Genomic DNA, 26,205 nt, shown 5'->3' with positions numbered 1-26,205 from the left:
GACATGATCCTCGCCCACGACCTCGGAACGACAGGCAATAAGGCCTCCATGCACACCGACGACGGTCGCCTGGTCAGCGCCGTCACCGTGACCTATCCGGCGCACTTCGCCGACGGCGGTCTCGCTGAACAGGACCCGGAGGACTGGTGGAACGCGGTCGTCCAGGCCACGAGGGATCTCCTCGCCCGGTCAGAGGTCGACCCGAGCCAGGTCACCGGGCTCGCGATCAGTGGCCAGATGATGGGCGCAGTATTGCTCGACGCCGAATACCGACCGGTGCGCCCGGCCATCATCTGGGCCGACACCCGCAGCAGCGCACAGACAGCGGCGCTCGAGGCCGTGATCGGGCAGGGCAGGGCGTACTCGCTGCTCGGCCACCGCCTCAACCCCACGTACTCACTCGAGAAGATCATGTGGGTGCGCGACAACGAACCCGACGTCTTCGCTCGCGTGCGTCACTTCTGCGTCGCCAAGGACTTCGTTCTCCACCGGCTCACCGGCCGCCTCGCCACTGACCGGTCGGATGCCTCAGCGACGAACGCGTACGACCAGGGCCGCGGCGCCTGGTCTCCTGACATGCTCGCAGCAGCGGGCCTCGATGCGTCCCTGTTCCCCGAAGTCCTCGAGTCGACGGCCATCGTGGGCACCCTGACCGCGGCCGCGGCGAACGCCACCGGACTGCCAAGGTCGACCCGGGTCGTGATGGGCGGAGGGGATGGCCCCATCGCGGCCGTCGGCGCCGGAATCGTCGCGCCGGAAGACGGAGCATACGTCTGCCTCGGCACCTCGTCGTGGATCTCGTTCGCGAGCGACACCCCGGTCTACGACCCCCTCATGCGAACGATGACCTTCGACAACGTCGTGCCGGGGAGTTATGTGCCGACGGCCACGATGCAGGCAGGCGGAGCTGCACTCGCCTGGGTGTCCGAACTGCTCAACCCGCACCCGTCGAGCGCTGCGCTCTCCGCCCTCGTCGCCGACGCGTCGACAGCCGGCGCCTCGACCAGCGGCCTGTACTTTCTTCCCTATCTCCTCGGCGAACGATCGCCGTACTGGGACCCGGATGCCGCGGGTGCGTTTCTCGGGATCGGCAGGCACCACGGGCGCGCAGCGATGACCCGTGCGGTCCTCGAGGGCGTCGCGTTCAACCTGCTCAGCTGCATCCAGGCCTTCCGCGAAGCCGGAGCGGTCGTCGACCGTATCGACGCCATCGGTGGGGGCGCGGCGAGCGACGTCTGGCTGCAGATCCTGGCCGACGTCTGGGGTGTTCCCGTGCGCAGGCGCACGATCGTCGAGGAGGCGAACAGTCTCGGTGCCGCCGTCACCGCAGCCGTCGGACTTGGCCTGGTCGACGACTTCGGTGCGGCACGTGGCCTGTCCGAAGCCACGGCGGAATTCGTCCCGGACGACTCCCGCCACACCGACTATCTCGGCCGCCACCGGGTCTTCCTCGACGGGTACGCCAGCCTCGAGACCTGGAATTCCGGCAGGACCCGCTCCTGATGGGCGGCGTCCTCGCCACAAGCAGGTCCTTCTCCTCCGGTTCCCAGGACCTCGTCGGGACACTCGCCGCGGCCGGCCACACGCTCACAGTCGCCGGCTCCGGTCACGACCTCGACGAACTCCGACCGATGCTCGCGGATGCCGTCGCGTGGATCGCCGGGACCGGCCCGGTCACCGCCGCCCATCTCGACGCTGCGCCTCACCTCCGGGTGGTCGCCCGCTACGGTGTCGGCTACGAAGCCGTCGATCTGAAGGCGGCCGCCGACCGCGGCATCATCGTCACCAACACACCCGGCGCGAACAGCGGCGCCGTCGCCGACCACGCCGTCGGCCTCATGCTCGCCGTGCTGCGCGGAACGACCGAGGGTGACCGGCGGGTGAGAGCCGGAAACTGGTCGGTCCTCCGGGGGCGCGAGCTCGGCTCACTCACCGTCGGCATCGTCGGCTTCGGACGTATCGGGCAGGGTGTCGCCCAGCGGCTGAGCGGCTTCGGTTCCCGTGTCGTCGCGCACGATCCGTGGCTCGACGACGACGCGTTCCTGACTGCCGAGCAGATGGATATCGCAAAGATGGCCTCCGCCTGCGACCTCGTCACTCTTCACGCGCCAGGCGGAAACGTGATCGTGGATGCCGGCTGGCTGGCATTCGCCCGCCCCGGGCTGGTTCTCGTCAACACGGCCAGGCCGGACCTCGTCGACGAGGGTGCGGTGGCCGCAGCGCTGAGAAGCGGAGCGATCGGCGGCTTCGCTGCGGACACCCTCGCCGGGGACACGAGCGGATTGCCGTCACCGCTGCTCGCTGCCGACCTCGCCGACCGCGTGGTCGTGACTCCCCACTTCGGCGCCCAGACCATTGAAGCCGTCGACGGCATGGGATCCATCGCCGTCGCCAACGTGCTCGCCGTGCTCTCCGACACGACTCCACCCAACCCTGTCTCCTGAAAGGCTGAGCATGTCGCTCGATACCCTGAAATCCACTCGTGTGCTCGCGGTGCTCCGCGCGCCGAGCGCCCAGAGTGCCATCCTCGCTGCAGACGCGCTGGTCGAGGGAGGGGTGACGGGGCTCGAGATCACGTTCTCGACACCGGATGCTCCCGCCGTGATCCGCGCACTCGACGAGAAGTACGGAGACCGGATCTATCTCGGCGCCGGCACCGTCACGACGTCGCAGCAGGCCGAGCAGGCCGCTGATGCCGGTGCGCGATTCCTGGTGAGCCCCGGTACCCGCGAGAACCTCACTGCCGCGATGAAGGCCACAGGTCTCACCGTGATGACCGGAGCCCTGAGCCCCAGTGAGGTGATGGCCGCTGTCGAGTACGGCACGGACGTGGTGAAGGTGTTCCCCGCGTCGCTGGGTGGACCCGCCTACCTGCGGGCCCTGCGCGGCCCGTTCCCCGATCTGCCTCTGATGCCGACGGGCGGGGTCACCCCGGAGAACATCGACGAGTGGTTCGCTGCCGGCGCGATTGCGGTCGGCGCCGGGGGCGACCTGTGCTCCACTGCCGCCCTCGCCACCGGGGACTGGGCCGAGATCACCCGGCGCGCACAGCTCTTCTCGACGGTGGGCGTCCAGGCATGACCGGCCACATGGGCTTCGTCGGAGTGAGCACATCCGGGTCATCCATCAGAACGATTTTTCCGCGGTGGGCGGAGATCCTCGACCTGCCCACCCGCACGCTCATCGGGCACGATCTGCCACTGGATGCCACGGCCGCCGACTACCGCGCGCTGGTCGAAACGATCCGGGACGACCCCGACCATCTGGGCGCGCTCGTCACCACACACAAAATGGGTCTGTTCGAAGCGGCATCCGACCTGTTCGACGAACTCGACTCGTTCAGCACCCTCTGCGGCGAGATCTCGAGCATCTCGAAACGCGACGGGCGACTGCTCGGGCACGCCAAGGATCCGATCACAGCGGGCCTCGCTGCGAGCGAGTTCCTGCCTCCCGATCACTTCGCTGCGTCCGGTGCCTCCGTGCTCATCCTCGGGGCGGGCGGCGCAGGCACCGCCCTGAGCTGGTACCTCAGCGAACGGGCCGACCGACCCGGCTCGATCATCGTCACAGACACCAGCCAGTCCAGGCTCGACCACCTGCGCGACGTCCACAGCAGGCGGGGCACGCCGGAGGGCCTTCTCCGTTACGTCCTCACCTCTGACCCCGACGTCACCAGAAGCATCCTGGCGACTCTGCCCGCCGCGAGCCTCGTCGTGAACGCGTCCGGTCTCGGCAAGGACCGTCCGGGGTCACCGGTTCCCGACGGCGCGGCGTTCCCGACCGGTGCGTACGTGTGGGAGTTCAACTATCGCGGGAGCCTCGAGTTCCTCGCCCAGGCGCGCGAGCAGCACGCATCCGCCGGTCTGATCATCGTCGACGGCTGGAGGTACTTCATCCACGGCTGGAGTCAGGTCATCGCCGAGGTGTTCTCGGTCGAACTCACCGACGAACTGCTCGACCGGCTCACCGCCGCAGCGGAAGCCCGATGACCAGCCCCGGCGGATTCGTTCGTACGGTACTCGGCGACGTTCCCGCAGGCGACCTCGGCCGGGTCAACTATCACGAGCATCTCTTCCAGGTGTCGCCTTTGCTTCCCGGTGATGAACTCACCGACGAACCCGCGTCACAGACCGAGGCAGCGGCGTTGCATGCGAGCGGCTTCGACACGATGGTCGATGCCACCCCTGTCGGTCTCGGCCGCAACCCCGAGGCGCTCGCCCGAATCTCGCGCGTAGCGGGCCTCACGATCGTCGCAACGACCGGCGCTCACCGCGACGCCCACTATGCCGGCGACGCCTGGCTGCGCGAGTTCAGTGAAGAGGAACTCGCGGCGCTCTTCACCGGTGACCTGACGACCGGGATGCCGCTCGCAGACGGCGAGGTCCAGCCGGCGCTCGGTCCAGGCACCGGTCCGGTACGCGCGGGAGTGCTCAAGGCCGGTATCGACTACTGGAGCATCTCGCCGTTCGAGAACACGGTGCTGCGCGCTGTGGCTTCGGCCCATCGCACGACGGGTGCCCCGGTGATGGTGCACCTCGAGTTCGGAACCGCCGCCCACGAGGTGCTCGACCTGCTTGAGGGCCTCGGGGTCCCGCCGGCGAGGGTCGCCCTCGCTCATGCGGACAGGAACCCGGATGCCGGGCTGCATCTCGAACTCGCCGCCCGTGGAGCGTTGCTGGGCTACGACGGCATGGCCAGGTCACGGACCAGGACAGACGCCGAGCTGCTCGACCTGACAGCAGAGGTCGTGGCCGGCGGTGGCACTCTCCTGCTCGGCGGCGACGTCGCGCGGCGGTCGAGGTACGTGGCGTACGGCGGGATGCCGGGACTCGCCTACCTCGGTGAACGCTACCTGCCGCGCCTGGCCGAACGGATCGGCGCCGACGCGCTCGACGGCATCCTCACCGTCAACCCGCACCGGTGGCTCAGCTGGGACGCCCGCTGACCGCCGCGTCTGTCACCCGGCCTGATCGGTGAGGTCCGACCAGAGCGCATCGGGAATCTCGACGGCCATCCTTTCCACGTTCTCTCGCATCTCATCGGGGTCGGCTGAACCGACAGCCACTGACCGCACGACCGGGTCGCGCAGACTGAATTGCAGTGCTGCCGCCGGCAGTTCGACGCCGTGCGCTGCACACACGGCCGCGATCCGGTGCGCACGGTCGAGCATGGCGGGCGGTACAGGACCGTATTCGAAGTGCGCATCCGCACGGGGTTGCGGCGTGGCCAGCAGCCCGGAGTTGAAGACGCCGACGGCAACCATGCCGACCCCGTGCTCGTCGCACAGCGGTGAGAGTGACGCCGCCGTCGAATCGAGCAGGGTGTAACGGTTCGAGACCATCAGAAGGTCGATGTCGCTGTGTTCGACCGCTGAGCGAAGGATGCCGACGTCGCTCGTCCCGACGCCGACGGCGCCGACGAGACCGCTCTCGCGCAATCCGGCCAGCGCCGCGAGAGCCCCAGAGATCGATGCCCCTGTTTCGCTCTGTTCCGCCCGATACTGTTCGGGGTCGTGGAGGTAGAGGATGTCCACCCGGTCGAGACCCAGCCGCTCCAGGGAGTCATCGAGGCTGCGACGGATGCCGTCGGCCGAGTAGTCCCACCTCCGTCTGGCCGTCGACGGAACGACGAACCAGGTGTCGTCGGGTTCGCCCGCCCGCTCCGGCGTGGGTTCGAGCAGACGCCCGACCTTCGTGCTGAGCAAGAACTCATCGCGTGGTTTGGAGCGGAGGAACGCCCCGATGCGCCGCTCGGACAGGCCGAGCCCGTAGTGCGGCGAGGTGTCGTAGGAGCGGATGCCGAGATCCCAGCAGGTCTCCAGTGTCGCACGAGCCTGTTCGTCGCTCACGGCGTGGAACAGATTCCCCAGCGAGGCGCCGCCGAAGGTCAGGCGGCCGTGGTCGACGCGGTCGAAGCCTGTCACAACGCATCCTCTCGGGAACAGCGCAGCCCCTCCCCCGGGTGAACGGGGAAGGGGCTGAGCACTGTGATCGGTCCTACTGGTAGAGAACCGACGCGATCTCTTCGTCTTCCATGTTCTCGGCGTCGTACCAGAAGTAGCCGGTGTCGATGACTTCCTCAGGGGTGTCGCCCTGGATGATGTCGTAGGCCGCCTGAACGACCTCCTCGCCGATACCGATCGGGTTCTGGGTGATGGCGCCGGCCATGACACCGTTGGTGATGGCGTCGATCTGAGCCTGGCCGGAGTCGAATCCGACGACGGTCAGTTCGCCCTCGCCGAGGCCGAGCTCACCGACAGCGTTGACGACGCCGATGGCCGAACCCTCGTTGGTGCCGTAGATGCCCTTGAGGTCCGGGTGCGCCTGGATCATGGCCTTGGCGATGTCAGCCGACTTGAGGTGGTCGCCGTCACCGTACTGGATGTCGACGATCTCGATGTCGGGGTATTCCGCTTCCATCTGATCGACGAATCCGTCACGCCGCTCCACACCGGTGGAGTTGATCTGGCTGTGGCCGACGATCGCGACCTCGCCCTCTCCGCCGATGAGCTCGGCCATGTGGTCGGCAGCGAGTGCACCGGCGCCGAGGCTGTCGGTCTTCGCGATGCTCTGGCCGTATTCGCTCGAGCAGCCGGCGTCGAATTCGACGATCGGGATGTCGGCCGATTCAGCCGACTCGTAGAGCGGGATGCAGGCCTCGGGGTCGAGGGCTGCGAACCCGATGGCATCCGGCTTCTTGTCGATGGCCGCCTGCAGCATCTGCAGCTGGCCGTCGATCTCGGTCTCGGCTGCGGGTCCGTCGAAGGTCACCGTCACACCGAGCTCTTCTGCCCGCTGCTCGGCGCCCGTCTTCACGGCCTGCCAGAACTGGTGCTGGAAGCCCTTCGAGACGAGGGCGATCGTGATGTCGCCGTCTCCGGATGCGGCGTCGTCTGTCGTTCCGCCGCCGCCACCGTTCGAACAGCCGGCGAGGCTGAGTGCCACAGCGGCCGCAGCCGCGAGGACTGCGACTTTTTTACCTGTTTTCATCGAATAACTCCATTGTTCGTTCGGGGCCAGCCGGGGGGCTGACTCGGCCATGCTATTTCGTTCGAGGGACCGTATGTGGCGAAAGTACATGTAGATACAAGATCGTTATATCTCCCGTGATCTCGCCGATGCAATCGATTTCGCGATCGGCTGGAGAAGAGCAGCCCGGCCTCTCGGGTACTGCAGCCCTTCCCGGCTTTGTGAGCGGCCTACGAGACCGATCTCCGCTGGCGGAGGGTGTCGGTAAAGACGGCGATGAGGATGACGACACCGACGACGACGTTCTGCCATTCGGTTTGGATCGACATGATCCGCAGCCCATTGATGAGGACGCTCATGATCAGGGCACCGATGACGGTTCCCATGATCGAGCCGCGGCCTCCGAGAAGGGACGTACCCCCGATGATCACGGCGGCGATCGCCTGGAGTTCGTATCCGACACCGATCTGCGGCTGTGCCGAGTCGAGTCTGGCGGCGATGACGACCCCGGCGAATCCGGTGAAGAGACCTGCGACCGTGTAAACCACGATCAGCCATTTGCGCGTGTTGACGCCGGAGAGCCGTGTGGCTTCTTCGTTGCTTCCGATCGCGAACGTGTAGCGACCGAACAGGGTCTTACTGAGCAGCAGGTACGCGACGATCGCGAGGAGGAAGAGGATGAGCACAGCGTTCGGGAGCCCGGGGATGAGCGTTCCGAGTGCGATGTTCTTGAAGCCCTCGACGCCGGAGAAGTAGATCGGGCGCACCCCGGAGATGACCAGAGCAAGACCCTGGGCGATGAGCATCATCGCCAGCGTCGCGATGAACGGCGGCAATTTGAGGATGGCGATGTTCACGCCGTTGATGAAGCCCATCAGGCAGCCGGTCAGCAACCCGCCGAGCACGCCGACGATGAGTGGCAGCTCCATGTTCACGAGGAAGATGCCGGTCATCACGGCGGCGAGCGTCATTCCTGTTCCGATGGAGAGGTCGATGCCGCCGGTGATGATGACGAACGTCGTTCCCAGCGCGAGGATGCCGATGACGGCGGTCGCCAGCAGGATGCTCGAGATGTTCGACCAGCTGAAGAAGTTGTTGCTGGCGATCGAGAAGAAGACCACCAGAACGATGAGCGTTCCGAATGCCAGCGACTGCTGGAGCTTGGCGCGCAGGAAGGTCAGCGCCCCGCCGCTTTTGGCAGGAGCCGAACCGCCCGTTGTCGGGTTCTTGTCAATGACAGGAGATGCGTTCATTGCTGTGTCTACTCTTTCTCGTCGCCCATGTTGGTCGCATAGTCCATGATCTTCGCCTGGCTCGCGTCTTCGTTGTTGAGGATGCCGGTGATGCGGCCGCCCGCCATCACGACGATCCGGTGGGACAGGCGCAGAACTTCAGGAAGCTCGGACGAGATCATGATGATCGACTTGCCCTGAGCGACCAGGTCGTTGAGCAGCCGGTAGATCTCCTCCTTCGCTCCCACGTCGATGCCTCGGGTCGGTTCGTCGAAGATGAGGATGTCGCAGTCGCGCGCCAGCCATTTGGCGATGACGACCTTCTGCTGGTTGCCGCCAGACAGATTCTTGGTGATCTGCTGGATCGACGGGGTCTTGATCCGCAGCGATTCGACATATCCGCGGGACTTCTGCTTGCCCTTGCCCGGGCGCATGAAGCCGAGAGGCCCGGTGTAGTCCTTGAGCGACGCGAGCAGGATGTTCGTGTTCACATCGCGCTCGAGCAGAAGGCCCAGCGCCTTGCGGTCTTCGGAGAGGTATCCGATTCCGTGAGCGACGGCATCGGCCGGTTGTGAGATCCGCACCTGCTTGCCCTGCACCGTGATGGTCGAGCCCTCTGAGGGGTCTGCCCCGATGATGGCACGGGCAACCTCGGTGCGACCGGCGCCCATGAGCCCGGCGAACCCGAGAATCTCTCCCCGCTTCAGTTCGAAGTTGATGTCCTTGAGCAGACGCCTGGTGCCCAGATTCTCGACCTTGAGTACGACGTCGTCATCGGCGTGCTCCCGCGCCTCCGGTCGCGCGCCCTCTTCGATGTGCCGCCCGACCATCATCTCGATGACGGTGGGGATGTCGATCTCGCCCTTGTCGAGGCTGCCGATGTAGCGGCCGTCACGGAGCACCGTCACCCGATCGGCGATGCGGCGCAGCTCTTCCATGCGATGGGAGATGTAGATGATTCCGGTGCCGCTGGCCTTCAGGCCCGCGATGAGGTGGAACAGGGTCTCGGTCTCTGAGTCGGTGAGCGCCGAGGTGGGCTCATCCATGATCAGCACCTTGGCGTCGAATGAGAGCGCCTTGGCGATCTCGACCATCTGCTGATGGGCGACGGTCAATTCGCCGACGCTCTGTCGTGCCCTCAGGTGGATGCCCAGCCGGGTGAGCAGCTCGTCGGTCTGCTTGTTGAGCTTGCGTTCGTTGACGAACCCCATCGTGCGGGGTTCACGACCGATGTAGATGTTCTGGGCGACCGTGAGGTGCGACATCAGGTTCATCTCCTGGTGGATGATGCTGATGCCGAGCTGCTGCGCCGTTCGCGGGCTGTCGATGTGGACTTCGGTGCCCTCGAGCACGATCGTGCCCGCGTCCTTGGCATAGATGCCGGAGAGGATCTTCATCAGGCTCGACTTGCCTGCGCCGTTCTCGCCGACGAGGGTGAGAACCTCACCGCGGTTCAATTCGAACTGCACGTCCTGGAGCGCCTGGACGCCCGGGAAGCTCTTGCTGATCCCGCTGACTTTCAACAGCTGTGTTGACACTCATTCACCTACTTCATCGGAGGGTGGAACTCGGGGGTCCCGGTCAGAATGATTCTGCCACGAAAATTCCCAAAGATCCGACCAATACCTGATAACGAATCGGCCGGACTACCAGTTGTACCCTAATGTATCTAATTCCGCAGCATCCGAATAGGGTGGATCCCACCCCGGCGGCCTGATCAGGCCGCTCCCTCACGTGAAAGGACACGATCGTGCTCATAGGCGCACACGCTCTCGTCTTCACCGGCTCATTCGAGCAGGCAGGATTGACCACAGCGATCGAGAAAACGAAGCAGGCCGGCTTCGACCTCATCGAGATCCCTCTGATGGACCCCGCAAACTTTGATCGGATGCTTGCCGCACGGCTGCTCCGCGACAACGACCTGGCCGTGAGTGCATCGCTGGGGCTCAGCGAGGCCACTGACCTGACAAGCGGCGACCCCGCCGTCGTCGCCGCAGGCGAACGGATGCTCGAGGAATGCATCGACATCGTGCAGGCGATGGGCGGCACCCGGTTGTGCGGCGTGATCTACAGTGCAATGAAGAAGTACATGGAGCCGGTCACCGCTTCGGGCCGGGCATCGAGTGCCGCCGCCCTCGGCCGGCTGGCATCCCGGGCAGAAGACGCAGGAGTCCACCTGTCACTCGAGGTCGTCAACAGGTATGAGACCAACGTGATGAACACCGGCAGGCAAGCGCTCGGATTTCTCGACGAGATCGGCCACTCCAACGTGTCTGTGCACCTCGATACGTACCACATGAACATCGAGGAATCGGACCTCTACACCCCCGTGCTCGACGTCGACACGCGCCTCGGTTACGTGCACATCGGTGAGAGCCACCGCGGTTACCTCGGGTCAGGCACCGTCGACTTCGGGTCGTTCTTCCGTGGTCTTGCCCGGGTGTCGTACGACGGTCCTGTCGTCTTCGAGTCGTTTTCATCTGCGGTCGTGAACCAGGACCTCAGCCGCATGCTCGGCATCTGGCGCAACCTCTGGGACGACTCAGACGACCTGGCCGCGCACGCGAACCGGTTCATCCGCGACCAGCTGCGTGCGGTGGAGTCGATCAGCCTGCATTAGCCTCGCCTACCGAGAATCACTCGCACGCACGACAGGAGATCGCAGGGTGAGCAGGATGCGATCAGGCATCCGAGCCTGACGACCGTGCGACGCGTTACAACCCGTCGGCGACGGCCGCGGTGACCTGCAGCCACGCCTCGCGGGTCTGCGGCATGAGTACGTCGACGTTGAGCGGTCCACCACTCTGGAAGCCGGGGTCGTACGGCACCTCGAGCACCACGCGGGTGAGCGCAGCGAAGTGGGCGTGCAGGCGCTGGGTGAGCTCCGGCTGCACCGTGTCTCCCGGGGACGACAGGATGGTCACGGCCTTGCTGACCTTGTCCTGGTGACCCTTCTGGCGGAGGCCATCGAGCAGCCACGCGGCACTCGCCGCTGTCTCCTCGTTGACGGTCGTGACCACGACCAGCTGGTCGGCGGCGTCGACCGCTGCCTCCCAGTTCGACGCACGCATGTTGTTCCCGGTGTCGATCACGAGCACCCGGTAGAAGCGGCTGAGCGTGTGGTGGAGGCTCTTGAACGCGGCGGCATCGATCGTGGACGACGCGGCAGCATCCTCATCCGATGCCAGCACATCGAACTGTGCGTCACCCTGCGCCCGCACGTAGCTGTCGAGGTATCCGACGCGTGCCGACTTCACGTCAGCGAACTTGTCGAGGTCGCGCAGCAGGTCGACGGCGGTGTTCGAATGCCGTGAGGGTTGCGCCCGCCAGCCGAGCGTGCCTCTGGTCTCGTTGTTGTCCCAGGCGAGCGTCGACCCTCCACGATGGATGCCGAACGTCGCGGCCAGCAGGAGAGTCGCGGTGGTCTTGTGGGCACCACCCTTGGGATTGAGCACCACGATCGTGCGCGGACCACGCATGCTCCGCTGCACCCGCGAGATCGCGTGCCGGTGGGCGCGCTCGGCCTTGCCGGGTTTCGGCGAGATAAGCCCGCCGGTCATCCGGCGAACGACACGCTGCCAGCCCATCTTCGCCGGCCCGTCTGGAGCGGACGGCCGCGACTGGAGGAAGTCGTCGAGCGTCGGCGCTGCTTCGTCTGCGGCGTCTGCTGCCGGAGCAGGCACGAGCGCTGAACCCATCGATGCTGAGCCGGCCATGGCGAAGAGGGCATCGAGCCCCGGTGCCGGCTGGTCGGGCGCCGGGTCAGCGGGCGGGTTGCTGACGGATGTCTCCGACAGCGCTGGCGGGTCGACGTCGGCACCGACGGACGAATCGAAGCTTCCGCTGCCGGTCGGGCTCGCGTGCTGGTTGTCGTCGAGATGGCGTTGCTCGTCGTGCTCTGCACCGGTGGCGTCGTCGCCTGACTGCGTCGCTTCGGCCCGTCCGATGGTCTCGTCGAACGTCTGGAAGGTCGACCGGCGCGACGGCGCTGGCACGAAACCCTTCGCCTCGCCATCACCCAGGAGACTCGGAGCGACAGCGCCGGACGGGGTGTACGAGTCGTCCGAGGCGAATGAGTCGACCCCGAACGGCGGTGGCGGGATCACGGTCGCTCCGAACGAACTACCGCTTCCGGGCTCGACGGACGCAGGGGGCGCGTACGCACGGACCACCGTGTCATGCAGAGGGTCGAAATCTGGCTCTGGCTCCGGTCCTGGATCGGGCTCGGGCTCGGGCTCGACGGCGGTGACGCTCCGGTCATCTCCATGATCGGATGCCGGCTGGTCGCCCTCGAGCGGCGACTCGTCCTGGGCTCTCGACGTCGCCTCCGTCTCGGGGCTGTCGGTCGCGACCTGCGTCCCGCCGGATTCAGCGCCGCCGTCGGCGTCATCGTCGTTGTCGCCTCCGGTGGCGTCGTCGTCGGAATCGGCAACGACCTCAGCGAGCGTGTCGGCAGGAATCATCGGCCCGTCGGAGTCGACGGCCCCACCGGGGTGAACGATCAACGGATAGATGCCATCGAGATCGGTGGTGGCGACCCGCACCGGACGGTCGTGGGCAACAGCGATCTCGGCGACCCGGGCGATGATCGCTCCGCGCACGCCTTCGATGTCGTCGGCGTGCACGTCGCTCGTCTCCCCGTCGACGGTGACCGTTCCGGTTCCGTCGGCGCGGACGAGGGCGGTGATGTGAGGCTCTGTCGACTCGTCTGACACTCTGGTAACCGTTTTCTCTCCGAGGACGGTCAGCGCCCGTCTGGCGCTTCGCGACCCTTATCCGTGTACCAGTATCGCGGGTGCCACGTTCGGGGGCGCAATCCCCTTGCAATCAGGCGGATTCATGCCCCACGAGGCCTTTGCGCACGATCACGCAGCCGTACTTGCGTGTTTCGCCGGTTCGGATGATCACGTACGCGTCCTCAGCGTCGTCGTAAAAGTCGAAACGGTCGACGAATCGCACGTCGGCTTCGCCGATACCCGCCGCTGTCAGCAGTTCCTTCTGCACGTCGAGGACCGTGCCGTCAGCCGAGGTCATCAGGTCGACTGCAGGGCTGTCGTCGAGCGGCAGCACGCTTCGAACGGCTTCGAGCACTGCGGGCGAGGTCGTGCCAGGCAGCGTGATCAGCCGTTCGGCGAGGCGGGATGCCGGAAAGTGGGCGTCGACGATGATCACGGTGTCCGAGTGCCCCATCTCATCGAGGTGCATCAGCAGCTCGCCGGTCAGGAGGGGGTTGATGCCTGTCAGCATGCGTGGTTCCTTTCGCTGGTGTTCGTGGTCAGTGGATGCCGTACACCCGGGCGGCTGTGCCGCCGAGGATCGCGTCCTGCTCGGTCGGGCTGAGCTCGCCGATCAGGGCGGACATGACATCCCAGGTCGGCTGGTAACCACCGTCAGGAACGGTCATCGGCCAGTCGCCGCCGTGCATCAGCCGGTCAGCTCCGAAGGCGGCGAGCGCTGAGTCGAACACGTCACGCAGGGCGTCGACGGTGAAGGGGGCGTCGGGCCGACGCAGGGACGACAGCTTGCCGACCGTGTTGGGGAGGGCGGCGAACGCCGTCATGCTGTTCCGCCAGAACTCGACGTCGTCGCGGCCCCGAGGGGGTTTGGCGAGGTGGTCGAGCACGAGCGTGAGTTCGGGCAGGTCAGTCGCGAGGCGGGTAGCCCTGTCGAGGTGTCGAGGCCAGGCGTCGTGCACGTCGAACGTCAGTCCGCGTCTCGCGACCTCGGCGAGCGACGCCCGCACCACCGGGAGGTCGAGGAAATCGTCGCGGGGATCGTCATTGAGCAGGTGACGGATGCCGGAGAATCTCGGATGCTGCGACCACAGGTCGAGATCGCGGCCGGCGGCATCCGTGTCATCCAGTTGAACCCAGCCGACGACACCGAGCACCCACTCGTGCGCGTCTGCGACGTCGAGCATGAACTGCGTGTCGACCCGGGAATCCTCGGCCTGCACGAGAACGGCACCGTCCATGCCGGCGCGGCGGAGCTCGGGTTCGGCCTGCTCGGGCGTCCAGCTCGCGTAGAGGGAGCCGAATTGCGGGCCGAGCCAGCCGTATTCCGAGACGGTCAGGTCCCAGAGGTGCAGGTGCGCGTCGATGCGCCGGGGAGCGTTCATGCCGGGATGAGCCCCTTCTCGGCAAGCGTCGTCCAGAGTGCGTCTGGGATCGGTTCGACCATTCGCTCGGCATTCTGCTCGAGTTGCTCCGGTGTGCTGCCGCCGACCACGACCGAGTGCACCGTCTCCTCGCGGAGCGTGTACTGCAGGGCAGCGGCAGGCAGCGAAACGCCGAACTCACGGCAGACTCCGGCGATCGACCTGACGCGATCGAGCACGTCGGCGGGCACACCGCCGTATTCGTAGCGAGCGTCTGCACCCGGGTTGTCGGTGGCGAGCAGGCCCGAGTTGAAGACCGAGGCGTTCACGATTCCGACGCTGTGCTCCCTGCAGGAGGGAATGACCTCGGCCAGGGCCGGCTGCTCGGCGAGCGTGAACCGGCCGGCGACCATGAGCAGGTCGAGAGCGCCGGTGTTCGCCGAGGCGAGCAGCGCTGCCGTGTCCATCGAGCCGACGCCGATCGCGCGCGTCATCCCCTGGTCGCGGAAGTGCGCGAGCGCGGGGACGGCGACGTCGAGTCCTGCCCGCAGGTCGTGTCGCTCGGGGTCGTGCAGGTAGAGGATGTCGAACCGGTCGAGTCCGGTGCGCTCCAGCGAGTCCTCGACGCTCGAGCGGATGCCGTCAGCGGAGAAATCCCACACCCGACGATGGTCGGCGGGAACAGCGAAGTCGTTCGCCGAGTCGAGCTCTGCCGCGCCCTCGGGGTGAGGTTCGAGCAGCCGCCCGACCTTTGTCGACACGAGGTACTGGTCACGCGGCTTCGTCGCGAGGAAAGCGCCGAGGCGCCGCTCAGACAGGCCGAGTCCGTAGTGCGGGGCGGTGTCGAAGTACCGGATGCCGGCATCCCACGCCGCCTGCAGGATCTCCCACGCGGCGTCGTCGCTGAGCGCACGGAACAGGTTGCCGACGTTGGCAGCCCCGTAGCCGAGCTTCGGAAGGTGCAGTTCGCTCATTTGCCGAAAGCGTACTCGGCCCTGCTGGCCGCGTGCATCTCCATGCCGTTGCCCGGCGCGGTCGGTGCCAGGTACGCCCCGCCCTTCAGCTCGACCGGTGTGACGAAGTGTTCGTGCAGGTGATCGACGAACTCGATCACCCGGCCGTCGTTGGTTCCGGAGACGGCGATGACGTCGAACATCGACAGGTGCTGCACCGCCTCGCAGAGCCCGACCCCGCCAGCGTGCGGGCAGACCGGCACGCCGAACTTCGCAGCAAGCAGGAGGATGGCGATGTTCTCGTTGACTCCGGCGACCCGGGAAGCGTCGATCTGGAGGATCTGCAGCGCATCGGCCTGGAGGAACTGTTTGAACATGATCCGGTTCGACATGTGTTCACCGGTCGCGACAGGGATGGGTGCGACGCCCCGCGCGATGGCGGCGTGGGCGAGGAGATCGTCCGGGCTCGTCGGCTCCTCGATCCAGGCGACGTCGAATTCGGCGAGGCGCGACATCCACTCGATCGCCTCGTCGACTCCCCAGCGCTGGTTCGCGTCCGTCCCGATCCGGATGTCCGGGCCGACCGCCTCACGAGCCAGGCGCATCCGTCGGATGTCCTCGTCGACGTCACCACCGACCTTGAGCTTGATCATGCTGAAACCTTCGGCCACTGCTTCCTTCGCCAGGCGCACGAGCTTCTCGTCGCTGTAGCCGAGCCAGCCGGGGGTGGTCGTGTACGCGGGGTAACCGCCGGCGAGAAGTTCGGCTTCACGGGCGGCGCGACCGGGCACGGCGGCACGAAGCACGTCGAGAGCGTCGTCGGGGGTGAGCGCATCGGTGAGGTAGCGGAAGTCGACGAGCTCGACGATCTCCTCGGGGCTCATCCGGGCAAGCAGTTGCCAGAGTGGGAGGCCGGCGCGCTTGGCCTTGAGATCCCAGAGAGCGTTCACCACCGCTCCGATCGCCATGTGCATGACGCCTTTCTCCGGGCCGAGCCAGCGGAGCTGCGAGTCCCACACGAATTCCCGCCAGGTGGCGCCCATGTGGGCGAGCAGGTCTTCTGCATTTCGGCCGACGACGTGATCGGCAAGCGCCTGAATCGCGGCGACCTGCACGTCGTTGCCGCGGCCGATGGTGAAGACGAAGCCGTGCCCCTCGTGCCCGTCACCGGCGTCGGTGAGGATGCGCACGTAGGCGGCGGAGTAGTCGGGGTCGAGGTTCATCGCATCCGAACCATCAAGCGACGTCGATGTCGGGAAGCGGATGTCGCTGGTTTCCAGCGCGGTGATGATGCTCACGGAATGTCTCTCCTATCGGACTTCCTCACCCTAAACATCCGATGTATAGAATGTCAATCACGCACACTCCGTCGTTGACACCGGCACCTGAGGCTGGAACACGGCAGAATAGTTCAGACGTTCCACCGCCGGAACTCTTCGTCGGTCGTGAACGCGTTTCCTCAACCGACACAGAGAGTTGCCGCATGAAATTCGCTCGACTGGGCCCGATCGGCTCCGAGACCCCCGTCGTTCTGCACGACGACACGTACCTCGACATCTCGTCGATCACCCGTGAGATCGATGGGGACTTCCTCTCGTCAGACGGGGTCGAACGGGTGCGCGTCGCCGTCGCCGCCGGCACTCTTCCTGCTCTCGAGGCAGCGGAGGGCAAGCGCATCGGTGCACCGATCGCACGCCCGAGCGCCGTTATCTGCATCGGCATGAACTACGCGGCACACGCTGCCGAGTCCGGTTCCGCTCCGCCCGAGATCCCGATCATGTTTCTGAAGACGCCGAACACCGTTGTCGGACCGGATGACACGGTCGAGATCCCCCGCGGCAGCACGAAGACAGACTGGGAGGTCGAGCTCGGCGTCGTGATCGGCAAACGAGCGTCGTACCTGGACTCCCCCGCGGAATCCGCCGACCACATCGCGGGCTTCGTCACAGCAAACGACGTCTCGGAACGCACCTTCCAACTCGAGATCTCGGGCGGGCAGTGGTCGAAGGGCAAGTGCGCGCCCGGCTTCAACCCGACCGGCCCCTGGCTCGTCACGCCTGATGAGGTCGAACACGGCAACCTGCGCCTGACGAGCTACGTGAACGGCGAGCTCAGACAGGACTCGACGACGGCCGACCTCGTCTTCGGCGTCGAGCACATCATCTGGCATCTCAGCCAGTACCTCACCCTCGAACCGGGAGACCTCGTTCTGACCGGCACCCCTGAGGGCGTTGCACTGTCCGGCCGGTTCCCCTACCTCACCGATGGCGACGTCGTCGAGATCGCAATCGAGGGCCTCGGGCGCCAGCGCCAGGCCTTCACCGCACATCCCTCAGATCGTGCCTGATCGAACCCATACGAAGGAGTAATCCCATGCCAGAGTTCGACAACCTCGTCGCCGTCGTCACCGGCGGCGCGTCAGGCATCGGCGCCGCGGTCGCCGCCCGACTGACCGAGGGCGGCGCGCAGGTCGCGGTCCTCGACCTCAACCCGACCGATGCCGATCCGGCGCACTTCGCCGTGGAGGCGGACGTGGCCGACCGGGCATCCGTCGACGCGGCAATTGCTGCCGTCGCGGAGAAGTTCGGCCGCATCGACATCGTCATCAACAACGCCGGTATCGGCGCCCAGGGAACCATCGCAGACAACGACGATGCCGAGTGGGCCCGCGTGTTCAGCATCAACGTCACCGGCATCGCACGGGTGACGACCGCAGCCCTGCCGTGGCTGCTGGCGTCGCCGTCTGCTGCGGTCGTCAACACGTCGTCGATCGCGGCGACAGCCGGCCTCCCCGCTCGCGCGTTGTACAGCGCGTCGAAGGGTGCCGTCCTGTCGCTCACCCGCGCGATGGCTGCCGATCATCTGCGCCAGGGGATCCGGGTGAACGCGGTCAACCCTGGCACGGCAGATACTCCGTGGGTCGCGCGCCTGCTCTCCAGCGCGGCGGATCCCGAGGCCGAGCGTGCGGCGCTCAATGCCCGCCAGCCGCACGGTCGACTCGTTTCGGCCACCGAGGTCGCCGACGCCGTCGCCTACCTGGCCAGCCCGCGTTCCGGCTCGACCACCGGCACGGCGATCGCCGTCGACGGCGGAATGCAGGAGCTCCGGCTCCGTCCCGAATAGCGCATGTGTCGTCCCGTCTGCCTGCGTTACGCGCTGGGCGGACGGGATGGCATCACCGGCTCCTGCTTCAGCAGACTGGGGTGATGACATCACAACTGCAGAAGGCTGAACTCCTCAACCGCCTCCACACTCCTGGCGATCCCCTCATCGTGACCAACGTCTGGGACGCGATCAGTGCGAAGCTCGTTTCTGAGGCCCCCGGAGTGACCGCCCTGGCCAGCGCATCGCACTCGGTGTCCTTCGCCAGCGGTGTGCCTGACAACGAGGGCCTCTCAGTAGAGGACGCAATCCGCGCCGCGCGCATCATCGTCGGTGCCACCGACCTGCCCGTCTCGATCGACTTCGAGAAGGGCTACGCAGCGGATGCCACCGGCGTCGGCGCGAACGTGCGTCGCCTGATCGACGAGTCCGGTGCCGTCGGCATCAACCTCGAGGACTCGCTCGAATCGGCGACCGGTCCGCAACGGAGCATCGAGGACTCGGCCGCGCGGGTGGCCGCCGCCCGGGCAGCCGGCGACGCCACCGGCATCCCGCTCGTCATCAATGCACGGGTCGACACGCTCGCTGGAGGGGGCGAATGGGGCGAAGCCGTCACCCGCGCCAACGCCTACCTCGAGGCCGGGGCCGACGTGATCTTCTTCCTCGGGCTGCGCAACGAGGACCTAGTGAAGCGTGCGCTCGACGAGGTGAACGGCCGCATCTCGACCATCGGCGCCGCTGGCGGCGTTTCGCTGCAGCGGCTCGCCGAACTCGGCGTCTCGCGCGTGAGTTTCGGCCCGCAGACACTGGGTCTCGCGCTTGCCGCGCTGCAGCGTGCAGCGACGACGCTCACCGCGCGGGGCGACTACCCCGACGACCTGTCGTTCGCGTTCGACCTGTAGCAGGCGGCATCCGTTCGGCTGCGGTCTGACCCGCAGAGGGCATCCGTTCCGGTCGACGGCATCCGGCACACCGGAAGCTTTCGACCGCAACGGGTGCCTTCGCGAGTTCCGGGCATCGGGTCTAGCTGATGCGCCTGCCCTCGTTGTGTTCGTTGAGCACCCAGGTGGCTCCTTCGTCTTCGGAGACGAAACTCTCCCAGATGTACGAGGTGTCAGTGATCTTCGAGAAGTTCCAGCGGATCAGCAACCCGTCGTTGCGGGTTCCGTCCTGACGGATGCCGTCACGTTTGTGCGCGGTCGCGACGAGATGCGCGTACTCCCCGCGCTGCGGTTCGAAGTAGCTGACCCGCCAGGCGCCCATGTCACGGTCGTAGACCCGAACCCCGGTGCTGATCGCGTCGTGCCCGCCGTCGTCACGGGGATGCAACGCGACGTCCTGCACCGCCTTGCCGTCGAGGATGTACGACATCACCCAGATGAAATCGGACTCGTGCCAGTGCCCGGTGGCCTCGTCGAGGCGCTTCGAGTGGACTGCCCAGCGGCCGACCATGCGACCGAACCGCGACATGCGGGTGGGGTATTGCGTTGTGGCGGCATCCGAGATGAGTGCGTCGGCGAATGAGAGGTCGGCGGGGTCGCTCATGGCGGAGCCTTTCTTCTAGCTTCCTGGACTGCCGACGTCGAGAACACCGACGTCGGTGCGGTGGAAGTTCTGGAACGAACGGGATGCCGTCGGGCCGCGTTGCCCCTGGTAGCGCGAACTGTATTCCGCTGACCCGTAGGGCTTCTCGGCCGCTGAGCTCAGCTGGAAGAAGCAGAGCTGACCGATTTTCATGCCCGGCCAGAGTTTGATCGGGAGGGTGGCGACGTTGCTGAGCTCGAGTGTGACGTGACCGCTGAAGCCTGGGTCGATGAAACCTGCAGTCGAGTGCGTGAGCAGTCCGAGGCGGCCGAGGGAACTCTTGCCTTCGAGGCGGGCGGCGATGTCGTCCGGCAGGGTGATCTGCTCGTAGGTCGAGCCGAGAACGAACTCGCCCGGGTGCAGGATGAAGGCCTCATCCGGGCGGGTTTCGATCAGGTGGGTGAGCTCCGGCTGGTCTTCGGCGGGGTCGATGTAGGGGTATTTGTGATTGTCGAATAGTCGGAAGTACCGGTCCAGGCGCACGTCGACGCTCGATGGCTGGACCATCTCGGTGTGCGACGGTTCGAGACCGATGCGCCCGGATGCCAGCTCAGCTTTGATATCGCGATCGGAGAGAAGCACGTCGTCAGTTTATCGGGACGGGCCTTGATACGATTACGAAAGCCGTTCGGGATCTCTGGTCCTGATACGTCACGCGGATGTAGTTCAATGGCAGAACTTCAGCTTCCCAAGCTGATAGCGCGGGTTCGATTCCCGTCATCCGCTCTCTCAGGCCAGCTCTCCGCCGTGTCAGCGGAAAGCTCCCTGCCAGGTTGCCTGTCAAGGGTGATGCGCGGAGGCTTCTCGAACCGTTGAATAGGCACAGGCGTTCCCCACAACGAGAGAAGGCGCACATGGATGCCACGACGACCGTGATCGCCGAACGCGTGGACTATGCCGCCCGCGCCGACATGTCTCGACGAAACCTCTGGTCAGGCATCCTGTTCGGTATCGGCGTCGTCGCGTTCATCGACGAGACCGTCTTTCACCAGATACTGCACTGGCACCATTTCTATGACCTGTCGACGCCCGACGTCGGACTCGTCTCTGACGGCTTCTTCCACGCACTGAGCTGGTTCGCCACGATCGGCGGGCTGTTCCTGCTTGCCGACCTGCGCAGACGACGCGCCTTCTGGCAGCGGCGGTGGTGGGGCGGGGTTCTGCTCGGTGCCGGAACGTTCCAGCTGTACGACGGCACGATTCACCACAAGGTGCTGGGTATCCACGAGATCAGGTACGTGCCGGATCTGCTGCCGTACGACCTGACCTGGAACCTTCTCGCGCTCGCGCTCGTGGCAGCCGGGATCGCTCTCACGATCCTGACCCGACGGAGCAGCATCCCGGCGCGCTGATGCACGACCACGCTCCCGCTGCCGGACTCGACCTTGTTCTGGCCCTCCCGTTTGCGCTGGCTCTGGTGGCATACGCCGTCGGCGTCATGCTCCAGCGGCAACGCGGTCGACGGTGGCCGTGGTTTCGCTCGGCGGCGTGGACCGCCGGCGTCGTGGTTGCGGCTGCAGGGTTCGTCGGACCGCTCGGGACGGATGCTCATGCCGGCTTTGTCCTGCACATGTGGGCGCACCTGATGGTCGGCATGGTCGCGCCGCTTCTGCTGCTCGCTGGGGCACCGGTCACACTCGCGCTTCGGTCATTGCATGTCGACACGGCGCGCCGCCTCTCCCGGATGCTGTCGAGCTGGCCGGCCCGGGTCCTCACCGCTCCGGTCCCCGCAGCCGTTCTCAACGTCGGTGGCCTCTGGGTTCTCTATTCGACGCCGCTGTTCGAGGCGATGCAGCAGAACATGCTGCTCCACCTCGTCGTGATGTCCCACTTCCTGATCGCCGGTTACCTGTTCACGGCGGCGATCATCCCCGTCGACCCGGCTCCGCATCGAGCCGGCTACCTCACGCGCGCCGTGGTCCTTCTGCTCGCGCTTACGGCCCACGGCATCCTGGCGAAGTCGATCTATGCACGTGCCCCGCTCGGCGTCGACGTGATCGAAGCGCGGTCAGGCGCGATGCTGATGTTCTACGCGGGCGATATCGTCGACGCGATCATCATCGTGACCCTGTGCGCGCAGTGGTATCGCCACGGCGGGCGGATGCTTCGCCGGGCATCCGCCACGAAACCAGTCGCCGACGCCGCGTGACTGTCGGTCAACTACCGCAGCAGGAAGACCCGACCGCCCCGGTGTCGACGCCGCTACTATCCGTCGGCGACGCAGTGGAGCAGACACCGGTCTCGGGCAGCACGAGCTGGACCTGCCGAGCCGCACCATGGTTCCCCGAAAGCTCATCAGCGATTGACCGAACCTGCTCATACCCGGTGAGCAGAAGGAACGTCGGCGCTCGACCGTAGCTCTTCATCCCCGCGATGTAGAAGTTCGGTTCCGGGTGCGCGAGTTCGGTGACTCCATGCGGATAGACGGTTCCGCAGCTGTGCAGGTTCGGGTCGATCAGCGGCGCGAGGGCGCGCGGCGCTTCGACGATCTCGTCGAGCGACAACCGGATCTCGCGAAGCATGCCCAGGTTCGGCCGAAAGCCGGTGGCGTTGACGACCTGGTCGGCTTCGATCGTCGAATTCTCACTACGACGTCGTCCCGATACCTCGACCCGGCCGTCGGTCGTCGGCCGAAGGTCGTCGATCTCGAACCCGTCGACCAGAGCCACCTGGCCACTCCGCACGAGATCGTGGACGGAATCGCCCAACTGGCCGCGTGCCTCGAGCTCATCGTTCGTCGACCCGTATGCCCGCACGGGGCTCGCACCCCGGATGGCCCAGGTGATGGTGGTGCTGTCGTCCTCGCGTGCAAGAACCGCGAGCTTCAGCAACGTATTGGCGGCGGAATGGCCTGCACCGACAACGAGGGTGTGTTTGCCCGCGAAGCGCGCGCGATCAGAGCCGAGGACGTCAGGAAGCGCATGCGTGACGTTGTCGCGGATGCGCTCCGGATCCAGCGGATCGAGTCCACTGGCCGTGAGCCCGTTGGGAGTGCTGTATGTGCCAGACGCGTCGATCACGGCACGAGCAAACTGTTCCGTGGTCGCGCCACCGCTCTGCACCCGGAGGAGGAAGGGAGTCGTGCTGCGACCGGTGGACCGGGTGCGATCCATGCCTTGGCGGCTCACAGCCGTGACGGTGCTCGAGTAACGGATGCGTGGAGCCAGCTCCGGAGTCGCAGCGAGCGGCAGCAGGTAGTCAGCGACAAGGTCGCGACCGAACGGCAATTTCTTCGCAGCGGGCGCATGCCAGTCGGTCTTGTCGAGCAGCCGGCCGGCCGCTTCGTCGACGAGGTACTCCCAGGGCGAGAAGAGCCGGGTGTGACCCCAGGCAGCGACGGATGCTCCCGCGGATGTTCCCGCTTCGAAGACGACGACCTCGACACCACGCTCGAGGAGCTGCGCCGCCGCCGCGAGACCGACCGGGCCGGCACCGATGATGGCCACAGGGAGACCGTCGAGTTTGCGGGTCGACGGAGCAGACAGTGTCGGCAGTTCTGCGATGGTCATGTTCGTGCCTTCGGGGTAACGCCGAGGCCAGACAACATGCCTTCGACGTGCGATGCAATCTGATCGCGGATCTCGCGCACCACCTCGATGGGCTGGCCGGCCGGATCGACGAGTTCCCAGTCCTGGTAGCGCTTGCCCGGGTAGATGGGGCAGGCGTCGCCGCAGCCCATGGTGATGACCACGTCTGCGGCTTGCACCACGTCGTCGGTGAGGGGTTTCGGGAATGCCTCGTCGAGGTTCAGACCGATCTCCGCCATCGCTTCGACGACCGTGCTGCTGAGCTCGCGGGCGGGAGCCGAACCTGCCGACCGCACGTGGACGGCACCTCCACTGAGGGCCTGAGTGAGCACAGCCGCCATCTGACTGCGGCCGGCGTTCTGCTCGCACACGAAAAGCACTTCGGGGACGGAGTGGTCAAGGGCACCCTTGGCCTGGGCGAGTGCGGTCAGCCGGTCGGTGGCGAAATGCACCGTGTTCGTCGCCAGGTGCGCTGTGACGGTCGCCGTGCGGAGAAGACCGGTATAGGACTCGAGGACGTATCGCTCCACAGTTTCCTGGTTGAAGATTCCGGCGAACTTGTCGGAGAGGTCTGCGGCCAGCCGTCGCAGGTGCTCCTCGGGATTGGACAGTCCCGGTAGTCCGCGACGGGTGCTCACCTCGACCATGATCCGCCTACGCCTTCGTGGGGAGGATCTCGGACAACAACTGCTCGATGCGCGCCCTGATGTCGTCGCGAATGGGGCGAACCGATTCGATGCCCTGCCCAGCAGGGTCTTCGAGCTCCCAGTCCTCGTATCGCTTGCCGGGGAAGATCGGGCAGGTGTCACCGCAGCCCATGGTGATCACGACATCCGAGTCCTTGACCGCTTCAGTGGTGAGGATCTTCGGGGTGTTGTTGGCAATGTCGATGCCCTCTTCGGCCATTGCCTGGACAGCGATCGGGTTGATCTGGTCTTTCGGCTCCGAGCCGGCAGACAGCACCTCCACCTGACCGCCGGACAGGGCGGTCATGTAGCCGGCAGCCATCTGGGAACGACCGGCATTGTGCACGCACACGAACAGGACAGAGGGTTTTTCGCTCATCGGATTCTCTTTCTTTCGAGTGGGTTTCAGACCCGGTCCGCGACCGGGAGCTCGGATTCTACGCTGGCGGGGGAAACGTCAGGGAACATGCGCGGGCGGAGCCACAGAGCGACGTAGACCAGCGCGACGAGGACGGGAACTTCGATCAACGGGCCGACGATTCCGGCGAGCGCCTGGCCACTGGTCGCTCCGAATGTTCCGATCGCCACCGCGATCGCGAGCTCGAAGTTGTTACCCGCCGCTGTGAACGCCAGCGTCGTCGTGCGCTCGTAGGGCAACCCGATCAGCTTGCCGACAATGAAGCCGATGAGAAAGGTGACCGCGAAGTACAGCAGGAGGGGAACAGCGATCCGCACGACGTCGAGCGGTCGGTCGATCACGTGCTGGCCCTGAAGCGCGAACAGCATCACGATCGTGAACAGCAGGCCATAGAGGGCGAATGGGCCCACCTTCGGCAGGAAGCTTCCCTCGTACCACGCGCGCCCACGGGCCCTCTCACCGATCCGCCGGGAGAGGTACCCGGCAAGCAAGGGAATGCCGAGGAACACCAGGACGCTCAGCGTGATTGCCCAGATCGAGAACGAGGCGCTCGTCGTCGGCAGCCCCAGCCATGTGGGGAGGATCTGGAGGTAGAACCAGCCGAGCGCGGAGAACGCGATGACCTGGAAGACCGAGTTGACGGCGACGAGGAACGCTTCGGCCTCACGGTCACCACAGGCGAGGTCGTTCCAGATGAGCACCATCGCAATACAGCGGGCAAGGCCGACGATGATGAGACCGGTCCGATACTCCGGCAGGTCGGGTAGAAAAGCCCACGCCAGCGCGAACATGAGGGCCGGCCCGAGAAGCCAGTTCATCACCAGCGACGAGATCAGAAGCTTGCGGTCGCCGGCGACAGCTCGCGCATCCGAATACCGCACCTTCGCGAGAACCGGGTACATCATCACCAGCAGCCCGATGGCAATCGGAACGCTGACCGAGCCGATCGAGAAGCTGTGCAATGCCTCGCCGAATGCTGGGACGAAGACGGCCAGAGCCAGACCGAGCGCCATAGCGGCAAGAATCCAGACGGGCAGAAGCCGGTCAGTCGCGCCGAGGCGCACCGGCTTCGTGGTCTCGGGGGCGAGTGAAGACATTCAGCTCCGCGGGTATCGGTGATAGATTGATCTCTGTCGATGTACAGTCTGATGAATACATCGACGCTTGTCAATATAGATGCGGAGCCGGCCAGATGACCCTCACCACAACCCTGTCGATCACCGACATCTCCGACTGCTGCAGCCCGATCACCCGTGAACCCATGGACGCGAATAGCGCTGAAAAGCTGTCCCGGTCGCTCAAAGCGCTGGCCGACCCAGCGCGACTTCGACTCCTGTCGATCGTCGCTTCGCACGAAGACGCCGAAGCGTGCGTCTGCGACCTCACCGAGCCGCTCGGACTGAGCCAGCCCACCGTCTCACACCATCTCAAGGTCCTGGTCGACGCCGGCTACCTCAACCGAGACAAGCGAGGAACCTGGGCGTACTACAGCCTCGCTCCGCGAGCTCTCGAGTCGGTGTCCGCCCTTCTCTCCGGCCTGTAAGACACGCCGGGCCGAGGTTTCACGACAACTGTGCGGCTACCGCTCGCGTGCAGCTTCGACGCAGACCGGCTGTTTTAGACTGGTGTGCGCCTTCC

27 protein-coding genes and 1 tRNA gene are annotated in these 26,205 nt (G+C 65.9%); 13 read left to right on the top strand and 15 right to left on the bottom strand.

Going from position 1 to position 26,205, the window contains the following annotated elements; all coding sequences use genetic code 11:
* Window positions 1-3 precede the first annotated feature (3 nt).
* From xylB to IWX78_RS08050, 5 genes are read left to right on the top strand one after another with little or no spacing between them, the layout of a single operon-like run.
* Window positions 4-1,503 (top strand): xylulokinase, encoded by a 1,500-nt coding sequence (xylB, locus tag IWX78_RS08070; protein ID WP_196833008.1) that lies wholly within the window; start codon window positions 4-6, stop codon window positions 1,501-1,503.
* Entirely contained in the window at window positions 1,503-2,444 is a 942-nt protein-coding gene (locus IWX78_RS08065; RefSeq protein ID WP_196833007.1) for an NAD(P)-dependent oxidoreductase, read from the top strand. The genes xylB and IWX78_RS08065 overlap by 1 nt, the downstream gene beginning before the upstream one ends.
* Before the next feature lie 10 nt (window positions 2,445-2,454).
* A complete protein-coding gene (locus IWX78_RS08060) occupies window positions 2,455-3,081 on the top strand; it encodes a bifunctional 4-hydroxy-2-oxoglutarate aldolase/2-dehydro-3-deoxy-phosphogluconate aldolase (RefSeq protein ID WP_196833006.1) in 627 nt (208 codons plus the stop codon).
* A complete protein-coding gene (locus tag IWX78_RS08055) occupies window positions 3,078-3,989 on the top strand; it encodes a shikimate dehydrogenase family protein (RefSeq protein WP_196833005.1) in 912 nt (303 codons plus the stop codon). The genes IWX78_RS08060 and IWX78_RS08055 overlap by 4 nt, the downstream gene beginning before the upstream one ends.
* The gene (locus tag IWX78_RS08050) at window positions 3,986-4,945 is read left to right on the top strand and encodes a phosphotriesterase family protein (protein WP_196833004.1); all 960 of its coding nucleotides are present in this window, start codon (window positions 3,986-3,988) and stop codon (window positions 4,943-4,945) included. The genes IWX78_RS08055 and IWX78_RS08050 overlap by 4 nt, the downstream gene beginning before the upstream one ends.
* Before the next feature lie 12 nt (window positions 4,946-4,957).
* On the opposite strand, the gene IWX78_RS08045 is transcribed toward IWX78_RS08050, so the two are convergent.
* From IWX78_RS08045 to IWX78_RS08030, 4 genes are all read right to left on the bottom strand, one after another.
* Entirely contained in the window at window positions 4,958-5,923 is a 966-nt protein-coding gene (locus tag IWX78_RS08045) for an aldo/keto reductase (RefSeq protein ID WP_196833003.1), read from the bottom strand.
* Between the two features lie 73 nt (window positions 5,924-5,996).
* The gene (locus IWX78_RS08040; protein WP_196833002.1) at window positions 5,997-6,989 is read right to left on the bottom strand and encodes an ABC transporter substrate-binding protein; all 993 of its coding nucleotides are present in this window, start codon (window positions 6,987-6,989) and stop codon (window positions 5,997-5,999) included.
* Window positions 6,990-7,198: 209 nt separating this feature from the next.
* Complete coding sequence (locus IWX78_RS08035) at window positions 7,199-8,221, bottom strand: ABC transporter permease (protein WP_196833001.1); 1,023 nt, start codon at window positions 8,219-8,221, stop codon at window positions 7,199-7,201.
* Window positions 8,222-8,229: 8 nt separating this feature from the next.
* Window positions 8,230-9,738, bottom strand: a complete 1,509-nt coding sequence (locus IWX78_RS08030) for a sugar ABC transporter ATP-binding protein (RefSeq protein ID WP_196833000.1) — start codon at window positions 9,736-9,738, stop codon at window positions 8,230-8,232.
* A 212-nt stretch (window positions 9,739-9,950) separates the two neighbouring features.
* On the opposite strand from IWX78_RS08030, the gene IWX78_RS08025 reads away from it, so the two are divergent.
* Window positions 9,951-10,820, top strand: a complete 870-nt coding sequence (locus IWX78_RS08025; RefSeq protein ID WP_196832999.1) for a sugar phosphate isomerase/epimerase family protein — start codon at window positions 9,951-9,953, stop codon at window positions 10,818-10,820.
* Window positions 10,821-10,914: 94 nt separating this feature from the next.
* Here the strand turns inward: IWX78_RS08025 and IWX78_RS08020 are convergent, their stop codons facing one another.
* The 5 genes from IWX78_RS08020 to IWX78_RS08000 form a co-directional block, all read right to left on the bottom strand.
* Window positions 10,915-12,915: a MinD/ParA family ATP-binding protein gene (locus IWX78_RS08020; protein WP_196832998.1), complete on the bottom strand. Its 2,001-nt coding sequence runs from the start codon at window positions 12,913-12,915 to the stop codon at window positions 10,915-10,917.
* Between the two features lie 112 nt (window positions 12,916-13,027).
* A complete protein-coding gene (locus IWX78_RS08015; RefSeq protein ID WP_196832997.1) occupies window positions 13,028-13,447 on the bottom strand; it encodes an RbsD/FucU family protein in 420 nt (139 codons plus the stop codon).
* Window positions 13,448-13,475: 28 nt separating this feature from the next.
* Complete coding sequence (locus IWX78_RS08010; protein ID WP_196832996.1) at window positions 13,476-14,318, bottom strand: amidohydrolase family protein; 843 nt, start codon at window positions 14,316-14,318, stop codon at window positions 13,476-13,478.
* On the bottom strand, window positions 14,315-15,271 hold the full coding sequence (locus IWX78_RS08005; RefSeq protein ID WP_196832995.1) for an aldo/keto reductase: 957 nt from the start codon (window positions 15,269-15,271) through the stop codon (window positions 14,315-14,317). Before IWX78_RS08005 ends, IWX78_RS08010 begins: the two co-directional genes overlap by 4 nt.
* Complete coding sequence (locus IWX78_RS08000) at window positions 15,268-16,548, bottom strand: L-fuconate dehydratase (protein ID WP_196832994.1); 1,281 nt, start codon at window positions 16,546-16,548, stop codon at window positions 15,268-15,270. Before IWX78_RS08000 ends, IWX78_RS08005 begins: the two co-directional genes overlap by 4 nt.
* A gap of 185 nt (window positions 16,549-16,733) precedes the next feature.
* On the opposite strand from IWX78_RS08000, the gene IWX78_RS07995 reads away from it, so the two are divergent.
* The 3 genes from IWX78_RS07995 (at window position 16,734) to IWX78_RS07985 (ending at window position 19,254) form a co-directional block, all read left to right on the top strand.
* A complete protein-coding gene (locus IWX78_RS07995) occupies window positions 16,734-17,597 on the top strand; it encodes a fumarylacetoacetate hydrolase family protein (protein ID WP_196832993.1) in 864 nt (287 codons plus the stop codon).
* Between the two features lie 26 nt (window positions 17,598-17,623).
* The gene (locus IWX78_RS07990) at window positions 17,624-18,373 is read left to right on the top strand and encodes an SDR family NAD(P)-dependent oxidoreductase (RefSeq protein ID WP_196832992.1); all 750 of its coding nucleotides are present in this window, start codon (window positions 17,624-17,626) and stop codon (window positions 18,371-18,373) included.
* Window positions 18,374-18,456: 83 nt separating this feature from the next.
* Window positions 18,457-19,254: an isocitrate lyase/PEP mutase family protein gene (locus IWX78_RS07985; RefSeq protein ID WP_196832991.1), complete on the top strand. Its 798-nt coding sequence runs from the start codon at window positions 18,457-18,459 to the stop codon at window positions 19,252-19,254.
* 121 nt (window positions 19,255-19,375) lie between these two features.
* Here the strand turns inward: IWX78_RS07985 and IWX78_RS07980 are convergent, their stop codons facing one another.
* Both IWX78_RS07980 and dcd read right to left on the bottom strand, forming a co-directional pair.
* The gene (locus tag IWX78_RS07980) at window positions 19,376-19,897 is read right to left on the bottom strand and encodes a hypothetical protein (RefSeq protein ID WP_196832990.1); all 522 of its coding nucleotides are present in this window, start codon (window positions 19,895-19,897) and stop codon (window positions 19,376-19,378) included.
* Between the two features lie 15 nt (window positions 19,898-19,912).
* Window positions 19,913-20,518: a dCTP deaminase gene (dcd, locus tag IWX78_RS07975; RefSeq protein WP_196832989.1), complete on the bottom strand. Its 606-nt coding sequence runs from the start codon at window positions 20,516-20,518 to the stop codon at window positions 19,913-19,915.
* Window positions 20,519-20,591: 73 nt separating this feature from the next.
* Here dcd and IWX78_RS07970 point away from each other — a divergent pair.
* The 3 genes from IWX78_RS07970 (at window position 20,592) to IWX78_RS07960 (ending at window position 22,085) form a co-directional block, all read left to right on the top strand.
* Window positions 20,592-20,662, top strand: a tRNA-Gly gene (locus IWX78_RS07970).
* A 128-nt stretch (window positions 20,663-20,790) separates the two neighbouring features.
* On the top strand, window positions 20,791-21,288 hold the full coding sequence (locus IWX78_RS07965) for a DUF2243 domain-containing protein (RefSeq protein ID WP_196832988.1): 498 nt from the start codon (window positions 20,791-20,793) through the stop codon (window positions 21,286-21,288).
* The gene (locus IWX78_RS07960) at window positions 21,288-22,085 is read left to right on the top strand and encodes a cytochrome c oxidase assembly protein (protein ID WP_196832987.1); all 798 of its coding nucleotides are present in this window, start codon (window positions 21,288-21,290) and stop codon (window positions 22,083-22,085) included. The genes IWX78_RS07965 and IWX78_RS07960 overlap by 1 nt, the downstream gene beginning before the upstream one ends.
* Before the next feature lie 7 nt (window positions 22,086-22,092).
* On the opposite strand, the gene IWX78_RS07955 is transcribed toward IWX78_RS07960, so the two are convergent.
* From IWX78_RS07955 to arsB, 4 genes are read right to left on the bottom strand one after another with little or no spacing between them, the layout of a single operon-like run.
* Complete coding sequence (locus IWX78_RS07955) at window positions 22,093-23,445, bottom strand: FAD-dependent oxidoreductase (RefSeq protein WP_196832986.1); 1,353 nt, start codon at window positions 23,443-23,445, stop codon at window positions 22,093-22,095.
* Entirely contained in the window at window positions 23,442-24,101 is a 660-nt protein-coding gene (locus IWX78_RS07950; RefSeq protein WP_334684633.1) for an arsenate reductase ArsC, read from the bottom strand. The genes IWX78_RS07955 and IWX78_RS07950 overlap by 4 nt, the downstream gene beginning before the upstream one ends.
* Before the next feature lie 16 nt (window positions 24,102-24,117).
* Window positions 24,118-24,528 (bottom strand): arsenate reductase ArsC, encoded by a 411-nt coding sequence (locus IWX78_RS07945; protein ID WP_196832984.1) that lies wholly within the window; start codon window positions 24,526-24,528, stop codon window positions 24,118-24,120.
* Window positions 24,529-24,554: 26 nt separating this feature from the next.
* Window positions 24,555-25,664: an ACR3 family arsenite efflux transporter gene (gene arsB, locus IWX78_RS07940; protein WP_196832983.1), complete on the bottom strand. Its 1,110-nt coding sequence runs from the start codon at window positions 25,662-25,664 to the stop codon at window positions 24,555-24,557.
* A 95-nt stretch (window positions 25,665-25,759) separates the two neighbouring features.
* Here arsB and IWX78_RS07935 point away from each other — a divergent pair, with 95 nt between their 5' ends.
* Window positions 25,760-26,110: a metalloregulator ArsR/SmtB family transcription factor gene (locus tag IWX78_RS07935; RefSeq protein WP_196832982.1), complete on the top strand. Its 351-nt coding sequence runs from the start codon at window positions 25,760-25,762 to the stop codon at window positions 26,108-26,110.
* The last annotated feature ends 95 nt before the right edge of the window (window positions 26,111-26,205 follow it).

Origin of the sequence: Mycetocola sp. CAN_C7, from assembly GCF_015752285.1 — a bacterium.
In the GTDB taxonomy this organism is placed as follows: domain Bacteria; phylum Actinomycetota; class Actinomycetes; order Actinomycetales; family Microbacteriaceae; genus Mycetocola_A.
The sequence above is the reverse complement of the archived record's forward strand: the minus strand, read 5'-3'. Positions and strand labels throughout refer to the sequence as shown.